24 protein-coding genes and 1 tRNA gene are annotated in these 16,675 nt (G+C 60.7%); 9 read left to right on the top strand and 16 right to left on the bottom strand.

What is annotated here, in order from left to right; genetic code table 11:
* Nucleotides 1-80 precede the first annotated feature (80 nt).
* A tRNA-Thr gene (locus C9E82_RS00190) sits at nt 81-156 on the top strand.
* A gap of 780 nt (nt 157-936) precedes the next feature.
* On the opposite strand, the gene C9E82_RS00185 is transcribed toward C9E82_RS00190, so the two are convergent.
* From C9E82_RS00185 to C9E82_RS00145, 10 genes are all read right to left on the bottom strand, one after another.
* On the bottom strand, nt 937-1,641 hold the full coding sequence (locus C9E82_RS00185; RefSeq protein ID WP_183154021.1) for a YoaK family protein: 705 nt from the start codon (nt 1,639-1,641) through the stop codon (nt 937-939).
* A 164-nt stretch (nt 1,642-1,805) separates the two neighbouring features.
* Complete coding sequence (locus C9E82_RS00180; RefSeq protein ID WP_119897718.1) at nt 1,806-2,264, bottom strand: HIT family protein; 459 nt, start codon at nt 2,262-2,264, stop codon at nt 1,806-1,808.
* A 713-nt stretch (nt 2,265-2,977) separates the two neighbouring features.
* Nucleotides 2,978-3,187 (bottom strand): DUF4287 domain-containing protein, encoded by a 210-nt coding sequence (locus C9E82_RS00175; protein ID WP_119897719.1) that lies wholly within the window; start codon nt 3,185-3,187, stop codon nt 2,978-2,980.
* Between the two features lie 95 nt (nt 3,188-3,282).
* The gene (locus C9E82_RS00170) at nt 3,283-3,813 is read right to left on the bottom strand and encodes a hypothetical protein (protein ID WP_119897720.1); all 531 of its coding nucleotides are present in this window, start codon (nt 3,811-3,813) and stop codon (nt 3,283-3,285) included.
* A gap of 57 nt (nt 3,814-3,870) precedes the next feature.
* On the bottom strand, nt 3,871-4,104 hold the full coding sequence (locus C9E82_RS00165) for a hypothetical protein (RefSeq protein ID WP_119897721.1): 234 nt from the start codon (nt 4,102-4,104) through the stop codon (nt 3,871-3,873).
* Entirely contained in the window at nt 4,101-4,322 is a 222-nt protein-coding gene (locus C9E82_RS00160) for a hypothetical protein (protein WP_119897722.1), read from the bottom strand. The genes C9E82_RS00165 and C9E82_RS00160 overlap by 4 nt, the downstream gene beginning before the upstream one ends.
* On the bottom strand, nt 4,319-4,528 hold the full coding sequence (locus tag C9E82_RS00155; protein ID WP_119897723.1) for a hypothetical protein: 210 nt from the start codon (nt 4,526-4,528) through the stop codon (nt 4,319-4,321). Before C9E82_RS00155 ends, C9E82_RS00160 begins: the two co-directional genes overlap by 4 nt.
* Nucleotides 4,525-4,929, bottom strand: coding sequence for a hypothetical protein (locus tag C9E82_RS00150; RefSeq protein ID WP_119897724.1), 405 nt, complete (start codon nt 4,927-4,929; stop codon nt 4,525-4,527). The genes C9E82_RS00155 and C9E82_RS00150 overlap by 4 nt, the downstream gene beginning before the upstream one ends.
* A gap of 2 nt (nt 4,930-4,931) precedes the next feature.
* The gene (locus C9E82_RS24315) at nt 4,932-5,105 is read right to left on the bottom strand and encodes a hypothetical protein (protein ID WP_170162044.1); all 174 of its coding nucleotides are present in this window, start codon (nt 5,103-5,105) and stop codon (nt 4,932-4,934) included.
* A 2-nt stretch (nt 5,106-5,107) separates the two neighbouring features.
* Complete coding sequence (locus tag C9E82_RS00145) at nt 5,108-5,341, bottom strand: hypothetical protein (protein ID WP_119897725.1); 234 nt, start codon at nt 5,339-5,341, stop codon at nt 5,108-5,110.
* Nucleotides 5,342-5,451: 110 nt separating this feature from the next.
* Here C9E82_RS00145 and C9E82_RS00140 point away from each other — a divergent pair, with 110 nt between their 5' ends.
* The 8 genes from C9E82_RS00140 to C9E82_RS00105 all read left to right on the top strand — a co-directional run bounded on the left by C9E82_RS00140 (nt 5,452) and on the right by C9E82_RS00105 (nt 10,554).
* Nucleotides 5,452-5,706, top strand: coding sequence for a helix-turn-helix domain-containing protein (locus C9E82_RS00140; RefSeq protein ID WP_119897726.1), 255 nt, complete (start codon nt 5,452-5,454; stop codon nt 5,704-5,706).
* A 105-nt stretch (nt 5,707-5,811) separates the two neighbouring features.
* A complete protein-coding gene (locus C9E82_RS00135) occupies nt 5,812-7,323 on the top strand; it encodes a S1 family peptidase (protein ID WP_119897727.1) in 1,512 nt (503 codons plus the stop codon).
* Nucleotides 7,324-7,401: 78 nt separating this feature from the next.
* Entirely contained in the window at nt 7,402-7,725 is a 324-nt protein-coding gene (locus tag C9E82_RS00130; RefSeq protein WP_240643498.1) for a type II toxin-antitoxin system RelE/ParE family toxin, read from the top strand.
* Nucleotides 7,700-7,999, top strand: a complete 300-nt coding sequence (locus tag C9E82_RS00125; RefSeq protein ID WP_119897728.1) for an addiction module antidote protein — start codon at nt 7,700-7,702, stop codon at nt 7,997-7,999. The genes C9E82_RS00130 and C9E82_RS00125 overlap by 26 nt, the downstream gene beginning before the upstream one ends.
* 110 nt (nt 8,000-8,109) lie before the next feature.
* The gene (locus C9E82_RS00120; RefSeq protein ID WP_119897729.1) at nt 8,110-8,340 is read left to right on the top strand and encodes a hypothetical protein; all 231 of its coding nucleotides are present in this window, start codon (nt 8,110-8,112) and stop codon (nt 8,338-8,340) included.
* Between the two features lie 65 nt (nt 8,341-8,405).
* Nucleotides 8,406-8,588, top strand: coding sequence for a hypothetical protein (locus C9E82_RS00115; protein ID WP_119897730.1), 183 nt, complete (start codon nt 8,406-8,408; stop codon nt 8,586-8,588).
* Between the two features lie 103 nt (nt 8,589-8,691).
* Nucleotides 8,692-9,489: an ATP-binding protein gene (locus C9E82_RS00110; protein WP_183154019.1), complete on the top strand. Its 798-nt coding sequence runs from the start codon at nt 8,692-8,694 to the stop codon at nt 9,487-9,489.
* Nucleotides 9,490-10,269: 780 nt separating this feature from the next.
* Nucleotides 10,270-10,554 carry a SinR family protein gene (locus C9E82_RS00105; RefSeq protein WP_119897732.1) on the top strand — a complete coding sequence of 95 codons (285 nt, stop codon included), beginning with the start codon at nt 10,270-10,272 and terminating at the stop codon, nt 10,552-10,554.
* Nucleotides 10,555-10,690: 136 nt separating this feature from the next.
* Here C9E82_RS00105 and C9E82_RS00100 read toward each other — a convergent pair whose 3' ends face one another.
* The 6 genes from C9E82_RS00100 to C9E82_RS00075 all read right to left on the bottom strand — a co-directional run bounded on the left by C9E82_RS00100 (nt 10,691) and on the right by C9E82_RS00075 (nt 16,673).
* Complete coding sequence (locus C9E82_RS00100) at nt 10,691-11,143, bottom strand: helix-turn-helix domain-containing protein (protein WP_122449152.1); 453 nt, start codon at nt 11,141-11,143, stop codon at nt 10,691-10,693.
* 271 nt (nt 11,144-11,414) lie between these two features.
* Complete coding sequence (locus C9E82_RS00095; RefSeq protein WP_119897734.1) at nt 11,415-13,601, bottom strand: ATP-binding protein; 2,187 nt, start codon at nt 13,599-13,601, stop codon at nt 11,415-11,417.
* Nucleotides 13,601-14,830 carry a hypothetical protein gene (locus C9E82_RS00090; RefSeq protein ID WP_119897735.1) on the bottom strand — a complete coding sequence of 410 codons (1,230 nt, stop codon included), beginning with the start codon at nt 14,828-14,830 and terminating at the stop codon, nt 13,601-13,603. Before C9E82_RS00090 ends, C9E82_RS00095 begins: the two co-directional genes overlap by 1 nt.
* A gap of 1 nt (nt 14,831) precedes the next feature.
* Nucleotides 14,832-15,707, bottom strand: coding sequence for a hypothetical protein (locus C9E82_RS00085; protein WP_119897736.1), 876 nt, complete (start codon nt 15,705-15,707; stop codon nt 14,832-14,834).
* A complete protein-coding gene (locus C9E82_RS00080; protein ID WP_221035964.1) occupies nt 15,700-16,299 on the bottom strand; it encodes a hypothetical protein in 600 nt (199 codons plus the stop codon). Before C9E82_RS00080 ends, C9E82_RS00085 begins: the two co-directional genes overlap by 8 nt.
* Nucleotides 16,245-16,673 carry a hypothetical protein gene (locus tag C9E82_RS00075; RefSeq protein WP_119897738.1) on the bottom strand — a complete coding sequence of 143 codons (429 nt, stop codon included), beginning with the start codon at nt 16,671-16,673 and terminating at the stop codon, nt 16,245-16,247. Before C9E82_RS00075 ends, C9E82_RS00080 begins: the two co-directional genes overlap by 55 nt.
* Nucleotides 16,674-16,675: the final 2 nt, after the last annotated feature.

Genomic DNA, 16,675 nt, shown 5'->3' with positions numbered 1-16,675 from the left:
CCGGAAGGGGGCGCGAAAAATGCGTCATGCCCCCTTCCCCCCCGCACCGGAACCTGCTATCCGGCGCGGCACTGTGGAATGCCGGTGTAGCTCAGCTGGTAGAGCACGTCATTCGTAATGATGGGGTCGGGGGTTCGAGTCCCTTCACCGGCACCACAGTGATTGAAAAGATGCCGCGTTATCAGCCTATTAGGTGGTGCGCGAGCTTTTCAGTCCCCCTTTCAGCCCACCATCCGACCAGCGCAAGCGCCACTTCATCGGGAAACTTGTCGGGCACCGTCAACCGTCTGTCATCAGTGCCAGACATGCCGGGCCCGACAGTCGGCCTGACGCGAATCGCGGACCCGCTATCTGCTATTCCCGCTATTTCCGCTATTCGGGGGCGCCGACGACAGCGGCGCGCGGGACGGCTGGAGCCTGGACAGGGATACCGGCTGCCCCGTCTGCATCGCGTCGTCCCTGAACCCCCACCCGACATATTGACAAAACCCGACAAAAGGGTGCCCCGACATCACTGGATCAGGGTTCCTGACGTTCTGACGAAACTGACACAACTGACGAAATCCACGCTATGCGTGTTTTGAGGTCGTTGCTTCGCCTTGCGGTTGGCTTTCGTCAGTTGTGTCAGGGTGTCAGTATGGCGCCGGGCTACAGGTGAGGGCATCGTGAAGGAACTGATAATCGGCCTGTTCATCGCAGGAGCCATCCTGCTTGTCGTCTATGCCGGGCTTCAACATATGGTCGAGACGTTCGTTCGCGACCTGCCAAATCAGTAACGGGTGCCTGATAAGACGCTGGGCTGCCGCCTTTTTACGGCGTCTAAAAACCCGGCGCGGAGAATGACCCCACGTCCCTTGCACGGGCGCGCGTATCGCGCTGCGAATCCGGCAGGTCGCATCACCCTATGCCGTGCGGGGGTGCATTGCTCCTTGCGGTCTACCGTTTGCCGAGGGGCCTGATCAGCAGCGATGGTAGCGACAGAGCCAGCAGCAATGCGGCAAGGGGGGCGGAGAAGTAGAACCCCACATGGGCATAGCCAAGGGCGCCCACGATTCCGCCAAGGACATACGCCAGCACGAGGGAAACCAGAATGCGCAGCTTCTCGCGGTTGACCTTCACGGAACTCCCCGGAAGCAACAGGGCATAGCAGGCCCGCCCCATCTCAATCCCGATATCGGTAATCATCCCGGTCGCGTGGGTCGTTCGTATCCTTGCCCCGGATATCTTCGTGATGGTGGCGTTCTGCATCCCCATGATGAAGCAAAGGCAGGCGAGCGCAAACAGCCGCCCCGGCGCGGTGCTGAACACGCCCCCGAACGCAAAGCAGGCCAAGCATACACCCTGCGCCGCTACAGGAAGCGCGAACTGCTGCCGCCCCACGCGATGCCGGGCCCAGTTGACCAGCACCGCGCAAAAAGCGGCCCCCGTCACGAAGGCGCCAATCGCGAGGACGGCTGTCGCCACCACGACAAGATTGCCGACGACCAGATTATCGGCGATCTGCGACAGGTAGCCCGTCATGTGCGAGGTGTATTGTCCGAGGGCGAAGAACCCTCCCGCATTGGATGCACCAGCTATGGCCGCGAGATACAGGGCGAGCAGATAGTCGCTCCCCTGTGAGCGGCGATGCCCGACCAGCACTCTTGCGGAAACGAATGGTCGCGTGATGTGGCTGCGGCGCCCCATGATGAAAACCTGATCGGCGGAGTGGTATCGGTTGGCGCCTGGCGCTGAGTGCTGGACGCGAAGCCCTACTATCCGGCGATATGCTGGGGTTGCAAGGACCGCTCACGCCCCTGCTTCGGTCACGCCCGGCGCAGCTTCCCGCGCTGCTCGATCAGCATTGCACGGATGGCGGCGGCGGTTCGGCGCATCTCGCCTTCCTCCGGCGTCGGCAGGGATTTCCACGTCAATTCGGCGTTCGCGATATACCGTCTGGAGGTGATGTCGGTCTTTGCCACCAAGGGAACCAGATGGGCGTGGGCATGACCTATGTCGCCGCCCGTGAACAGGAAGCCCACGCGATCTACCTTGAAAAGCGCCTTCTGGGCCTTGGCCAGCCGTTGGGCGAGCAGCAAGACCTCTGACGCGATGTTCGGCGGCAGGTCGTCAAATGTATCGTGGTGGGCGCAGGGCACGATCTGCAAGTGCCCCTCCCTGATCGGCGAGATATCCAGGAAAGCGACGATGCGCTTGTTGCGGAAAACTTCCACGGCAGGAACCAGGCCCTGCCCGATCCGGCAAAACAGGCAATCAATGCACATACGGTTCGTCCAATGTCTGCTTGAATGCTGACTATGGCAGAGCAATCCCTGGAAGCAGTCAAGCCCGGAGGCGTGCGGAATGCAGGCTGTGCGTGCGATTGCAATCTGAGGTGGCAGGATGGTCGGCGCCGCTCGCGTCGGCTGGTGAGATGCGGACGGGCGATACCCCACACCCGCCCGCAAGGCCCTCGCTCACTCTCAACGAGACAGGTCTTTCCCGAATCGGAAGGCCAGACATTGATCCAGATCAAGGACAGGAAACGCGGCCTCGGTCACGGGCGCTGATTCTACTGCGTCGTCTCATCTGTCCGGGTTCTGCTTTTTCGTGCTGCCCGCCGCTTCCTGCGACCCAGCAGCATCGGGATGGAGCCGCCCCAGAAGACGATGGCCGTAGGATTGCCCGTGCCGCATCGTGAGCAGCGCAAGCCGCGCGCATAGGCCTGCACATCCAGATCGTTCCCATGTCGGGAAACCAGATCCTCCGCCCGTATCGTCGTTCTATGACCGCAGTCCCGTTCGTTCGCACAGCAGATGGCTACGCGGTAGCCAACCGGCCATGAAGTCATGCCTGTTCTCCTTTGCGCGCAGATGGCCCCGCAGGAAGGAGAACCGCAAGCCCTGGCGCGGCAAGGAACAGATCAATCTCTGATGTTCCAGCAGAAAGCCCCCACTCGGTGCAGGGGCTTCGGTCGATGCGGGTTGAGCGTTACCGGTCAGGCATTGCCTTCACGGAGCGTATCGGCGACGAGGGCGTTTGCGTGACCATGCCCCAGGCCGTGTTCCTGTTTCAACCACGCGACAAGCTCCATGTGCTTCTTGCCGGATTGTGCGCGAATGAGGTCTTTCCACTCGGCGACGGGGCGACCATATTTTGCCTCGATTGACGGGAAATACGATGCCGGTCCCTTGGTCTTCTCGGACATGACCCCTCCTTGATGACCGTTCATCAGCCTGGGCAAAGCCTAACCTGCATGGGGTGCGCTGCCAATGCTGCTGCACCGGGCCGATATGCAGGGGATCAAGCGCACCAGGGAGCCGGTAGCGCTGGACGCAGCCCGGACGTGGCCAGCACCAGCGGCGGCTCGTTCGGAAATGACCGGATGTCGAACCACTTGAAGCAGGTGCCGTCCGGGTTGCGGCGGTCGCCCGAGGATATGGGGAAGCCGTTCGATGCCTGCCGGATCAGCCCGGCACGGAAGGCGCGCAGATCCAGCAGCCACCACAGGTCGAAGCCTGTCCCCGCAGCATTGGCATGGCCGTAGAACAGCCAGTCGCCTTCGCCGTTCACTATCTTCGCCAGTTCAGTGGGGTTACCGGACGGCAGGCGCGAGCGGATGGTGAAATCGTAGGGATACCGCCCGGCATAGCCATGACGCCGCACACGGGCCGCTATCCTCACGTCCCGGCCATCCAGCATCAGCAGATCGGTTGCCTGCCGCATGTCCAGGTGATCCGGGGCCACGCTGAGCAGGTGTGCGCCGACAATGCGGCGGATCTCTGGAATGAATTGATCGGACCAATGTCGGTTGATGGAATAGGCCGCGTCCATGATGCTGCGCCGGTTGTTGAAAGGATCGGCGCCCGACCGGAGCCGGGCGCTGTAGGGTCATGCGACAGGAGTAGCGCCGGGGATTTGAAGGTCGGCAATCGACAGAGATTCGCCCGCCCTGTGGCGATCCAGGCGTTCAGCCGTCCAGGCCTGGAATTGTTCCGCGTCGATCTGGCGGGACTTGAGGGCGCGAAAGCCCGTCATGAATACCAGCTTTTCGATTTCGTCCATTGCCCGGAGTTTAGCGAGGATTTCCAGGTCTTCCTCGGTGAGGCTGTTGAGTTCCATCATGCCGGTTCCTCCGTGCGGCCCTGCGCCCCTCTGCCGAACCACAGCCAATCGAGGCTCAGGCCGGTGTTGCAGCAGTAGTGAAGGATTTCATCGGTGAACGTCCCGCCTTCGCCGTGTTCATCGATCAGGACATGCTCGGGCGGGGTCGTGCCGGTCTGCGCGGCGAACGCTTCGAGCCGCTGACGGACTTCCGGCTCGATTTCGGGATAGATGGTCATTCCATGGCTCCTTTCGGCAATGCCATTGTGTCAAGGTTATGGTTCAGGCCCTGAGCGAGGCCAAAGGCGGTCTCCGCCATCTGAATGCAGAGTGAGCGGGTCGTTTCGTCGGGGCGTTCGATCAGATGCAGCATGGCACCCACAACCGCCTCCAGCGCGGCCGCATTGTTCTGCTGGGTCTGGATATGTTCACGAAGCGCGCTCAAGCCACGCCCCCGGTCAAGGCGCGGATTTCGTTCCAGAGGGTCGTTAAGTGTTCGTTTTGCCCCTCAAGGTCGCCACTCCCGCACTGGGTCCACGCTGCGATTTTCAGCAGAACATCCCTTTCGTTCTCGCTGGGAGTCGAAACCAGACGTTTTTCAGCCTCCCAGCGGGTTTCCCATTGCGCGTCCCACCGCGCCGCCCATCCAGCGGACTTGAGGTCGCTTTCCGGCACATCGTCGCAACCGATGGCTTCCAGCTTTTGATCTTCCGCCTGCCAGACGCGGAACGCTCGCTCGACAGGTGTTTCTTCCGAGGCGATGGCCTCCCCCGACATGGCCAAGGCTGGGACGGCGCCAGCCGCCAGTGCCACAGGGGCCAGTTTCATCAGTTTACGGCGATTCATGTTCAGTTCTCCTTTCCAGGTGATTGATCTGCCAGCAGTTCACGCACCGCGAGTTCCAGCGGCAGGATGGGAATGACGAGGCCCGCGCCCTCGGCCTGGGCTTCAACCACACGGATGTAGCTCCAGATCAGATCGACCGCGCGTTGATGCCGGTCATGGACAGCGGGGCAGCACATGCTCAGGCCTCGCCGCCCAGCCGTTCAAGACGGCGGTGCGATGCGCGGATGGCCTCCCGCTGGTAGCGGACGGCTTCCCGGATCGACCGGAAGTCGCCTGCGCCGGTTTCGATTTCATCAAGCGCCAGCCGCAGCTTGTCGGCGATCAGTGCGCGCTCGGTGACGGGCATGTGCCGGCCCGCAGCTTGCAGGCGTGCGTCATCGGTCGGCCCCGGCTTGGGGTCGTTGTCGAACATCATCATCTCCCATGAAGCAGGCGGGCTCACTTCCCCGTCGAGTGATAACTATCTATCACTTGAATTAACTGATAGCAAGTGCACACTGAGAAAAAATTATCGGAGCAAGAATGAAGGCACGCATCAAAGCGGCGCGCGATCTGCTGGGCATCACGCAGGCAGAGCTTTGCGAGGCAGCAGACGTTCCACTGATCACCCTGCGCCGGGTGGAGGGTAAACCGGATCATGTTGGACTGGTGTCGGCAGAGGCAGTCCGGCGCATCGTCTCAGCGCTAGAGGCCCGTGGCATCCAGTTCCTCGAAGGGGGGCAGGTCGCGATGGGACCGGGAGTGGCCCTTTCTGCCGAATTGCCATCGAAGCCGTGAACCGAAGTCAGGAAATTTGTCGCAACTGACAAGCAAGGAGGCTTTGACTCGCAGCGCGGCCGCATTCAATCTGGGATTGCAGTTCAGAAAGCCCCAGAGACCGACATGCGCATACTTTTAGCCTTTCTCAGTGCCGCCATGACGGTTTCTGCTCCAGTATACGCATACACGGTCGATGAGATGTGGGCGGAATTCGACGCGTCAAAGCTCGCTGTCGAGGAAAAGCGTTTCCTGCAATTTGGGCTCGCGCTGGATGGAAGATACTCCGCCCTTATGGATGGAGCATGGGGGGGCCGTAGCCAGCGCGCTCTTGAGGCTTGGGCTCGGAGCGCCGGCCTCGATCCACCTATCGAGAACTGGGAAGTGGTGTTGCTGGCGCTAGAAAGCGCAAATCGTGTGCAGGCAGACGGGTGGGAGCAGCGATATTTCGAGCCTATGGATATTTCATTTGCTATTCCAGTCGGCCGGATACGCCAAGAGCCATCGACGGATGCCTTCCTGAACTACGCTCACACGACTAGTTCACTTCGCTATTCTTTGCATATCGGCGATCTGCCTCAGGTAATTGGCATACACACCTATGCGCTATCATCGGCGATTCCAGGTACGGCACCTTATACGCTCAGGCGCGAAAAAGTGATGATTACCTCCGTCGAACAAGCAGGAGGAACGATTCTCTACGCCCGCTCGGATCTGGGGCGTAGCGGCTGGTCAACTGTCGTGCTGTCAGCCGCGAAGATCGATCAAAGCCTTGTGAATGCTGTTTCGGGGAGTATTTCCAAGGGCTGGACGCCCGGTATCGAGCTGCCGCAATCTGGGAAAATCACAGAGGGTTTCACCTCTATGGCCGCAATCCTAGCGGAAGCGGAGCGCGACCCGCCAAACGAATATGCGATGCGTGAAAGAATGGTCGCTCCACCCACAGCGCCCGCTCCCCAGCAGCCAGCGGCGGCACCCGAGCCTCCAATGAAGTCAATGCCCAATGAGCAAGAATTGCAAGGTAGCGGGACCGCCTTTTTCGTTTCCGATCAGGGACATTTGCTCACCAATGCTCATGTTGTCGAGAACTGCGAGACGTTAAAGATTGACGGGCGCACAGTTATCTTGCTGGCGACAGATGATAGCTTCGACCTAGCGCTAATCAGGGATGTTCCTCAGGAAAGTGGTGCGGTTGCGCAGTTCGCCGCACGGCCCGCACCGTTAAACGCCGATATCACTGTTGCAGGCTATCCGCTCGCGGGGCTTCTCTCAGGCTTGAATATCACGCGGGGAAGCGTCAGTAGCCTCAAAGGCATGGCAGGGGACGCGATACGGATGCAGATATCGGCGCCGGTGCAGCCGGGCAACTCTGGTGGGCCTGCGGTAGATGCAGCGGGGCGTGTTGTTGGTGTGGTTGTATCGAAACTGGACGCCAAGTTTGTCGCAGATGTGACGGGTGATATTCCGCAGAATGTGAACTTTGCCGTGCGTGGCGAGATAGCCAAGCTGTTCATGTTTCAGAACGGAGTTGAGCCAGTCCTTGCTACCGACGAAGCACCCACGCTCGATCCGGTAACGTTAGGCAGGAACCTGGAAGCGTTCACTAAGCTTGTCGAATGCTATGCTGTTTCGGGTTGAGATATGCTCGGCCGGCCGAACACGGCCTCCATCCTGATGTGCCCTTGATTTCGTGTAGCCCATAAGCTACATATCATCATGATCGAGATCCGCCAGACAGATACCTTCCGGGAATGGCTGCTTTCCCTTCGCGATGCACGGGCCAAGCAGAAGATTGCCAGCCGCATCCAGCGGCTGCGGTTCGGAAACCCCGGAGACGTGAAGCCGGTAGGCGCTGGTGTGAGCGAGATGCGCATCACGAGGGGCCGGGCTATCGGGTCTATTTCGTTCAGCGCGGATCGGTGCTGGTCGTGCTTTTGTGCGGCGGCACCAAGAGCCGCCAGCAGGCGGACATTGAACAAGCGAAGCGGCTTGCCGCAGAGATGGAGGGTTGAGCATGGCACTGGAAACCACGGCCTTTGACCCGGCCGAATATCTGGACAATGACGAGGCGATTGCAGGCTACCTGTCCGATGCCCTGGAAACCGGGGATGGGGCGTTCATCGCGGATGCGCTGGGCGTGGTCGCGCGCGCGAAGGGCATGAAGCAGATCGCCGAGGATGCCGGGCTGTCGCGCGAAAGCCTCTATCGCGCCTTGAGCGAGAAGGGCAATCCCGAGTTCAGCACGGTCTTGAAGGTGGTCGCGGCGCTGGGCCTGCGGCTCTCGGCCATCCCTGTGCATCATCCTGCGGAGTAAGGCGGCGCCAGAGAGGGTGGCTGTGCGATGACGCCTGAAAAGGCATCCGTGGAAAGGCCATGGCGCGCTCGTGGCGATGTGGTGCCGTTCTCCAAGGAGGCCAACGGATCTTGCGTAGCTATCTCGTCATCCTTGCCCTGGTCCTGATTGGCTATGCCGCCGCTCAGATGGTGGATTTCAGGATAACCTGGGGCGAGCGGGGAATGGGGGCGTATCCGGGCGGCACGCTGAGCCCCGAGGAAGTGGCGGAATCCGAGCGTCGGGCGGTTGAGGCTGCCCGGAAGGCCGAGGAAGCGGTCAACGCGCTGCGGGCGGTTGAGCGGCAGGCCGGCCGCGACTGACGCAGGCCCATCACCTCGCTCTGGACGAATCGCGCACCGTCAACATGATGGCAGTGGGGGTTCATATGACCGATACCGATGCGTTACGGGTTTTCCTGCTGGATCTGCTGACGACAATGCCGACTGACTTCCTGGCAACCGAGGAAGGGCGGGCCGATGTGGTCATGTCCTATGAACGTATGGCGGATGCGGCGCACCCGGCTGTTGCGGATGTGCTGCGTGAGGCGGCAAGACGGGTGAAGGGATGAAAGAGAAGGGAATGACTTGACTGCAATTTTAGTGCCACTTCCGGGACAGCTAACATGCTTCGGGATGCTATCGGCCCTGTCCGATAGGCTGGACCTCCAACGGTTGCCATCGGAAGTTAGATTTGACTTTTCTCCTTTGCGGTTTGCCAGCCCAAGTGGAATAGTGCTGCTCCACAATCTCACCCGATTCTTAGTAAGCCGCGATATCGCCGTCTCCTATGAGAACTACGCAAGACAAACCGAGGCATTACGGTTCATTGATGATATAGGCTTCTTCGCCGATCACCTTGGGCACCATGCATCGCCACTGGCCAGACATCGGCCGACGACTTGCCGCTTGAAAGAGGTGCATCATCAACGCAGCTACGAATGGATTGACGGGACATTTCTGCCTTGGTTTTCGAACTGTGCGAACCGCCCAATCGGCGCCCTTGCACAGTTGCGCGTCTGTCTTACGGAGATTTTTAACAATATCCGCGACCATAGCAGCATTGAAGTCGGCAGCATCTTTGCCCAGTGGTATCCTAACAAGGAGGAGTTGAGGCTATCAGTCGGCGACTTTGGCAGAGGAATTCCGAAGAATGTGTGGGAAGTAGACCCATCTCTCACACCTTCTCAAGCCATCATCAGGGCCTTTGAGCCTGGCTTCTCAACCAGAGGTAACCCCAGGAACAGGGGTGCAGGATTAGGATATTTGCGCGATTTCGTTACCGAGCAGATGGGGGGAAACCTCACACTATACTCTGGCGGTGCTGCGGTGTATGCTGGCCCAAGCACTCAGGTCACCGCCGTCAACGTAAATTTAGGAAACTCAGGTTACACTGGCACGTTAGTTGACATCAACGTGCCTACTGTTCGGATAGAGTCCGTGGCCCCGGAAGCTGAGGATAACATATGGTAATCTATGTAAAAAACCACGTTTCCCGATGTGATACCAACGCCGAGGGTGAAGCAATATATTCCCTCATTGTGGCGGGTCTAGCTCGTGATGAGGGAGTCGAGGTGTGCTTTGAAGGGATGCTTAGCGCGTCAAGCTCGTTCGTTAACTCATCTTTCGTTCCGCTGCTAGATTTCATGAGTTTTCATGATGTTAAGCGAAGGATTCGTGTTACGAAGGCCCACCCGCAGATTGCCGCTATGATTCGTGACCGGTTGACTTTCGAGGCGTGTCAAGCGGCATAAGAACTGCGCGTCGGCCAGCGCTGTCTTGATCTGGCCGCCCGCTTCCGGCATCCCTCGCAGCAATAGACTGCATCGGCACGGCGCCATTGCGGGATCGGCTCAGCGCACCACCGGCAAGACCAGCCGTCCCGCCGCAGGTTGACCATGATCCGGCGGACGCGCGCGCCTTCCGCTGAGAGCGGCCCGATAGCATGAACATCTCATACAGGACGGATCAGCCGCCATTGGGCTTTTTCTCGATGGTCACGCCCCAGGGGTCGGGTGCTGGCATGGCAGGCCTTTCTACTCCGTGGGTCACATCCAGGTCAGGCTGCTGAACTTGCCGCCCCTCGGCGCTTATACCCCACCGGGCGGGCCGTGAAATTCGGCGTTCCGTCTGACCCCATGCGGCTTGATTTCCTTGATTGTTATTCAAGCCGGGAATCGGCGCGCGTGTTCTCCTTTGTTCCCGTAGGCGAATCGGCGGAAAGCCGCTTAGCTGGGGAAAATGGAGGGACAGATGGCCTGCTATATGATCGGATACGACCTCAACCGAGAGGGGGCGAACTATTCAGCCAAAAATCAGAGGCTCCGAGAACGACTTGAGGAGATGTTTCCCACCTACTGGCGTCATCTAGACTCCACTTGGATCGTCAAAACCAATCTCTCTGCTGTTAAAATCCGGGACGCGATTTCACCGATCCTAGACAACAATGATGAACTGTTGGTTGCGGCGCTAACCGGGGAAGCGGCGTGGTGTGGATTCACCGATAAGGGGTCCAAATGGCTCAAGGAACATCTTTAGGATTCGAGCAAACTTTATTGTTGTCATAAAATTTGACGTTTGCCCCTAGCAGTTTGCCTATCCACAACACAAAGCGTGTGCGCAAATCAAACTCTCCGGGGATCGACTTTAGGTGGATGCCCATGACTATTTCCTATCAGTGTGTGGGGGATTGAAGCTGAGGAACGCCACCGTCTGTCCATGACCGCTGCCACCTGCGCCGCTGAGCCTCGGCAATCCGCTGGCGCCCTTCCGGCGTCTTTGGCCCGGTGGACATCCCGCCATGGAACTTGCAGCGCCGCTTGCCGGGCTCGCTCTTGCAGCGGCAGGGCGTGCCCTTCCGGGTCTTGGCGCCGCAGATGACGCGCTTACCGGGGCGTAAGACCACAGGACGCTGAATGTCATGTTCTGCGACATAGACCGCCAGCGCCTCGATCATGCGCTTCACGGCCCACCCCCTACGGTCGAGAACGGGCCGGGCCTCCCAATACTGGACGGCATGACGCCCTATGCCGGCAAGTTCGGCCAGGGCCGCTTGCGTGAGCCGTGCGGCCTTGCGGTGGTGCCGCAGGCCTGCGCCGGTTGATGCGAATTCCGGGTTGAGCCGCATGACGAAAATCTCCTTATACGTGGTAATGGCTCTCTCTTTCAGCGTATGGATGTGGGCGGCGAAAGTGGTAAGATGAACGGATGACACAGCTTGTTTTCTGGCAGACGGTCGGGGCCGTATACTTCGGAAACTTCCTTTTTGCCCTTGCGGCCTACATGGTTTGGCGCGTCTCTCGGGAAGAAAGGGGGTTCGGGAAACGAGTCCCTGTTTGGGTATTTGCCGCCGGGCTCCTTGGCCCGGCGGCGGCTCTTTTTGCTTTCGCAACATTGCCCTAATAGGGATTCCCAACCCTCTCGCCAGATCTGGCAAACGCTGAGAAAGCGTTCATGATAGGAAGCGCCTGCGCTTGAGCCTGCAAGGCTGGGGCAAGGGCATTTCTTATGTCGCTTGACAGCAAAAGGCGCGCTATTTCCTCACGGGTTGCCGTGTTCCGACCTGATAGCGCGTTCAGAACGGCGTCTCCCGTCTGCCTTGCTGCGGCCCCAAAATTACCAGTCAAAGCATTGATGATCGGGCTCATGCTCATGGCAGACAGGTCGGCGGCGTCGGCAAGGTTGTCGGCAGTCATCGATCCGCCGCTTGCCGCATTGGCAGTGCGGAACATGTCGTTTTCTCGGGCGATCTGCCGCTGGAGAAGCGCAGGGTCGCGCGACATGGCGCCAAGCTCAGCCCGCGCCCCCTCTGAGGTCAAGGGCCGAGCGTTGTTGACGCCTGGCGCCGAGTTCTCAAGGCGCGCCATCAGAGGGTCGGAATAGCCTGACCGAAACGCCGCCTGCTGATCTGGGGTCAATGCTCCATATGCCGAAAGCGTGTTTTCCACGCGTGCCCTCGGACCTGTCGCAGCCCTGCCGGCGTCGATCTGATCGATGACGCGCGATGCCTGTGCAAACTGGTCATTGGCCTGCCGGTAGGCCGGGCTAGCGGCCTCCAGCGCCTCGTCCAACTGCGCTGCCACCCTGCCGAGTTCTCGTGCTTCGTTGTTGCGCCCGGCGCGCAGCGCGGCGCCGATGTCATCCTGGATGGCCTGCTTGACGCCTAGAACCCTATCGAAGTCCGACAGTTCAACCGACGACGCGCCAGGATATGAGGCGCCGCCCGGCTGCGACGTAAGACGTGCGCGATAGCTGGTCAGCTTGGCGTCTATCCCGTCTCCAGCTACCCCGCTCCCCTGCATGGGTCCGATCCGGTCATCAATCGCGGCCAGCGCGCCGCGCACATCCACAGGGCTGGCACCTCTCCGCGCCGCGTCGTATGCGACATTGGCCGCGCGGCTCCTTGCGCCGGTCAGCTGCCCGCGAACCTGCTCGGCAGTCATGCCCGTGAAATCTGCCGGATTGCTGCCGGGGATGGCGGGCAGGTTCCCGGCGTTACGGGGGCTGTTCAAAGCGTCGTCCAGGAACCCACCCAATCGCCGCGCCTGCCCATCCTGCCGAGAGGCAAGATGTTCTATGATTTCCTGACGGGCGGCACCTGGGGTCCGCGCCGCACCTGCAAGCATCCGCTGGCCGGAATAGCCCGTTGCATCGGCAACCGAATACATCGGCTGTCCCTCAGCCCCAGCCTGCCGAATGGCGGCGTCTATCTCGTCCAGGCTGCGTCCAGAGCGATCAACCGCCGACTGAACCGCACGGCTGGCGCGGACTTGGCTGGGGGCGGCGCGCATCGATGCGAAAGGCCCGCTGATATGGTCGATTGCGCGTCGTCCACCTTCAATGGCAAAGGGTGCCGCTGTTCCGAGTGTTAATCCGAAACCTAGTCCTTTGGCGGCGTTCCCGGCCCGATCTTCAATGCCTTCTCCCGTGGCGTATCCATAGCCAAGACCCTCAATGCCGCCCATGATGCCGCCCTGGACAACGCGACCACCGATGGTTGGGGCAGCTTGAATGCCAAGCGCCGAGGCGCCCCCGAGAGATGACAAGGCGCCGCCGCCGATTTCGGATCCATAGGCGATAATGGGATGGTTCTCGCGGGCCGAGGCCAGATCGGATCTCATCGACGCCAGCGCGTAGTCCCGGTTTTGCTCGTAGGTGCCGGGACCAGTCATCCCATACATTGCGCCCACGGCTTCATCCATCGTGCCGAAGCTGATGCCTTGCCCGAAGCCCTGCGCAGCCGCATCCAGGCGACCATTACCCCGCCGAAGGTCCATATCCTCCATGCGGCCCGTGCGCGGGTTATAGGCCACGCTGGCGGGCGCGGTGCCATCCTGTGTCGCGGCATATGACGCTTCGGACAGAAGGCGGTCAGCAGTCTCATAATCCCCAGCTGCTTCCGCCTGCTTGTATTGGTCCACCAACTGCTGCGACAGGGGGCGCTCGGCGGCCATGCCCTGGGCTGGGGAAGGTTGAGCGTTATCACGCAAAGCCACTGCCATTTCCAGGAGACGGCGCGCATCGTCGGTGTTTCCGTTGGCGTCCGCTTGCCGGGCCGCCGCGATCAGATCTTCATATGTCGCCATTATTGAAGCCCGTATTTTCTGAGAAGGTCGTCATCAGATCCAACGACCTTCTGTGGAGCGACAGGCTCAAGCGGCCGGGCGCCCGAACCAGAAGCCAAAAGCGCCTGACCCTGCGCCAAAATGGCCTCTGGGGGCATACCTGCCTCCAAGCCCGCAACGGCAAGTTGACGAGCCTGCGACTTCTGCGACAGAAGTTCATCGCTGTCACCGGGTTGGGGCAGGAAAACGCGAGTGTAGATCTGTTCTTCGCTCGGGGTCACCGCCGCGCCGGTATCCTTCCTGAGAACCGCCAGCAGGAAGTTCATGCCGGCATTCTGCGCGATCTGATAGTCAGGCTCCTGGAAGCCCCTCCCGAGGCCCCACGGGACCGCATCCAGAGCTTGCTGCTTCCTGCTGGTCATGGTGCTGGCAATCGGCTCGAACGTATCCAGAGCGGCCCGTGCGCGCGTGGCAAAGCCAATGTCCTTGCTCTGAGTTTCCGTGAACGGCTTACCAGCCCCTCCAGCCCCCGGACCTTGGACAATTCTCATCGTCCCGCCAGGTCCGGTTTCCACAGACATCCCAGAAGGGGGATTGATGGGATAGAACCGGCCATCAGCCCCGAATTGCCCGGCCTGGGCGCCGTATTGAGCGGCTTCTTCCGGGGTTGCAGGTCGGAAAGCCGGTCCAGCCTGCTGTTTCAGAACCTCCGCGACGCTCATATACCGCTGCGCCAACGCCTGCCGGTTGTCGAACTGGCCGACAAGGTCCGGGGCGATCTGGGACATTTGCGCATCCCAAGTGGCAGCATCAGGCAGGGCAAGGCCCATCTTCACCGCATCCTCGATCTGCTGTGCCTGCGCCGCCGCTTCCTCGGCTTGCAGCCCCCGCGCGTATTGCTCGACCTTCATGTTCCATTCCTGGTCGCCGCGCTCGTCAAGCCGCGCCTGCCGGGCGTCCTGCTGGCTGGCCCGCTGGCGTTGCCATGCCATCTGTTCATCGGCCCGCGCGTTGTTCCGGTTCTGCGTATGCATGTTGAATGCCGCAGTCGGATCATACTGCGCATACTGTGTCAGTGCGTTCTGGTCGCCAGACATCAGCCCGGCAGCGTTCTCTTGCAGGAAGGCGTTGCGCGCCCGTTCAAGCTGCATGTCGTTGTGCTGCTGCGCCAGAGCATTGCCGCGTTGGAGTGCGCCCAAAACGTCAGGCGAACGCCCGGCGAGAATTATGTTTGAATCGAGGGTCGCCATTCTATGCTCCCATTCTCGGCTTGTTCAGCCGTTGCTGATACTGCCAGGCCGACAACCCTCCGGTCAGGGCATCGCTCCAGGCGTTTCCGACGCCGGTAGCAGCGGCAGCCTGCGCGTTGCCGATGCTGCCGATGGCATTGCCCGCGCCGGTCGCGAAGGCATTGCCCGCCATCGCCTGATTGCCCGCCGCGCCCATGCCCATGTCGGTCAGCCCGGCCAGCCGGTTTAAATGCTGCCCGTGATGCTGCCATGCCAAGCCCTGACCTGTCTTTTGCAGGTCCTGCATCGTGCGACCGCTGACCAGTCCCCCACGCGTGCTGGCCAGTGCGTTAACGCCTGCCATGCCTTCATTAAAGGCGAACTCGTAGCCGGGTGTTTTCTGGAAGCCCTGGTATTGCGCCCTGCCGGTCGGGTTTGCCGCCGCCCATGCCTCGGCCTCTTGCCGGGTGTTGAACGTCCTGCCGCCGACCTGATAGCGCGCTCCGGTCCCACTGGCAGCGGGACCGCCAATCGTTTCACCGACGCGTTGATACGGAAGCCCGGTATCGGGATGAACGCCGCGTTGAGGAGCGCCGACAGGACCGGCTGCCGGATTCGCCGCAGATCCAGGAATTTCCGTGATCTGCGGAGCGGTGCCGCCCATCGTCGGGGCGGGGCCGAGACCCATCTCATACATGTAGGCCGCAAGCGCGTTGCTGCCAGCGCCGAGATAGGGGGCGAAGCGCTCTGTCGTCTCGTTATAGATCCGCTCTTGCAGGTCTATCTGCCGGTTAGCGGCCGCCTCCTGGGCGCGGGCACCTTTGCGGGCGGCGCTAGCCTGCGAGGCACCACCGATGACGCTGGCCCCGGCAATGAGGCCCCCTGTTGGATCAGGCATTGAATTCTCTCCAAATATCGTCAGGCGTCTCGCCATAGCTGCGGTAAATCTCGGGGCCGACCTCTGCCGCCCAATCGTCGCCGCCAGCAATCCACGCCATCAGGTGCCATACCTGATAGATCGCGGCGCGAAGCATGTAGGCTTTCGCAACATCGTTCCTGTCGCCTCGATCCAGGACGTTCGCCGCGCGCCATTGCAGATACATCGACAGCATTGCCGGGCGTAGAATGTGGGCATGGGCAACAAAGTATGGATCGTATTCCTTCCCCCAGCCCAACCACGAAAGCAGGCCGTTCAGGTTGCTGCATTGGCCCTCGTCTTCCAGGTCGTCCCACAGCTGACAGGCCTCAAAGAGAACCTGCGCAAAACGCATGGCGCCCGGATCTTCTCTGAACCAGTGACCAAAACCATCCCCGGCGCCGGTAGCGGCTTCCGAGGCGGCAAATTCAGGAACCCTGCGTGCCGCTGATGTCATGCTGTTACCTTTACCCCTGCGATGGGTATTATAATACCACATCACCTGGAGATCCGAAAGGGTTAAGCTGAACCAACTGGCATTCTGTTCACGGGCGGCGCAAACGATGCCCGCCACGCCATGAATATCGCAGCAGAGCGGGCGGCCTTGGCCCTCTGAACGCGCGGGATATCGGCCGGACCTTCCTGCGCTACGGCTGCAAACGGCATTCCTGCATCATCCAGAACAACCGCCAGCCATGCCCGGCCCGACCATTCGTGATTGATGTCGAAGCCGGGAAAGTGGGCCGCAACTTCCAGGCTGACCGGGCGGGCAAATTCCACCTCTTGGCGCCTGAGCATTGCCGCAATCGTGTCGCGCAGAGCGTCCACCACGTCAGCATTGCGTATGAACACGGTAGACGAACCATACATCGGGAAAAAGTGACTCGCCATTCGGGCGGCGTGCAGGTCCGCCGCCTCGCGTGCCTTTCGTTTGCTTGCCCTGGACATCG

The organism is Paracoccus sigandri, assembly GCF_003709565.1.
GTDB lineage: Bacteria > Pseudomonadota > Alphaproteobacteria > Rhodobacterales > Rhodobacteraceae > Paracoccus > Paracoccus siganidrum.
Note: the sequence above shows the minus strand (reverse complement) of the source record. Positions and strands in the feature narration are given on the sequence as shown.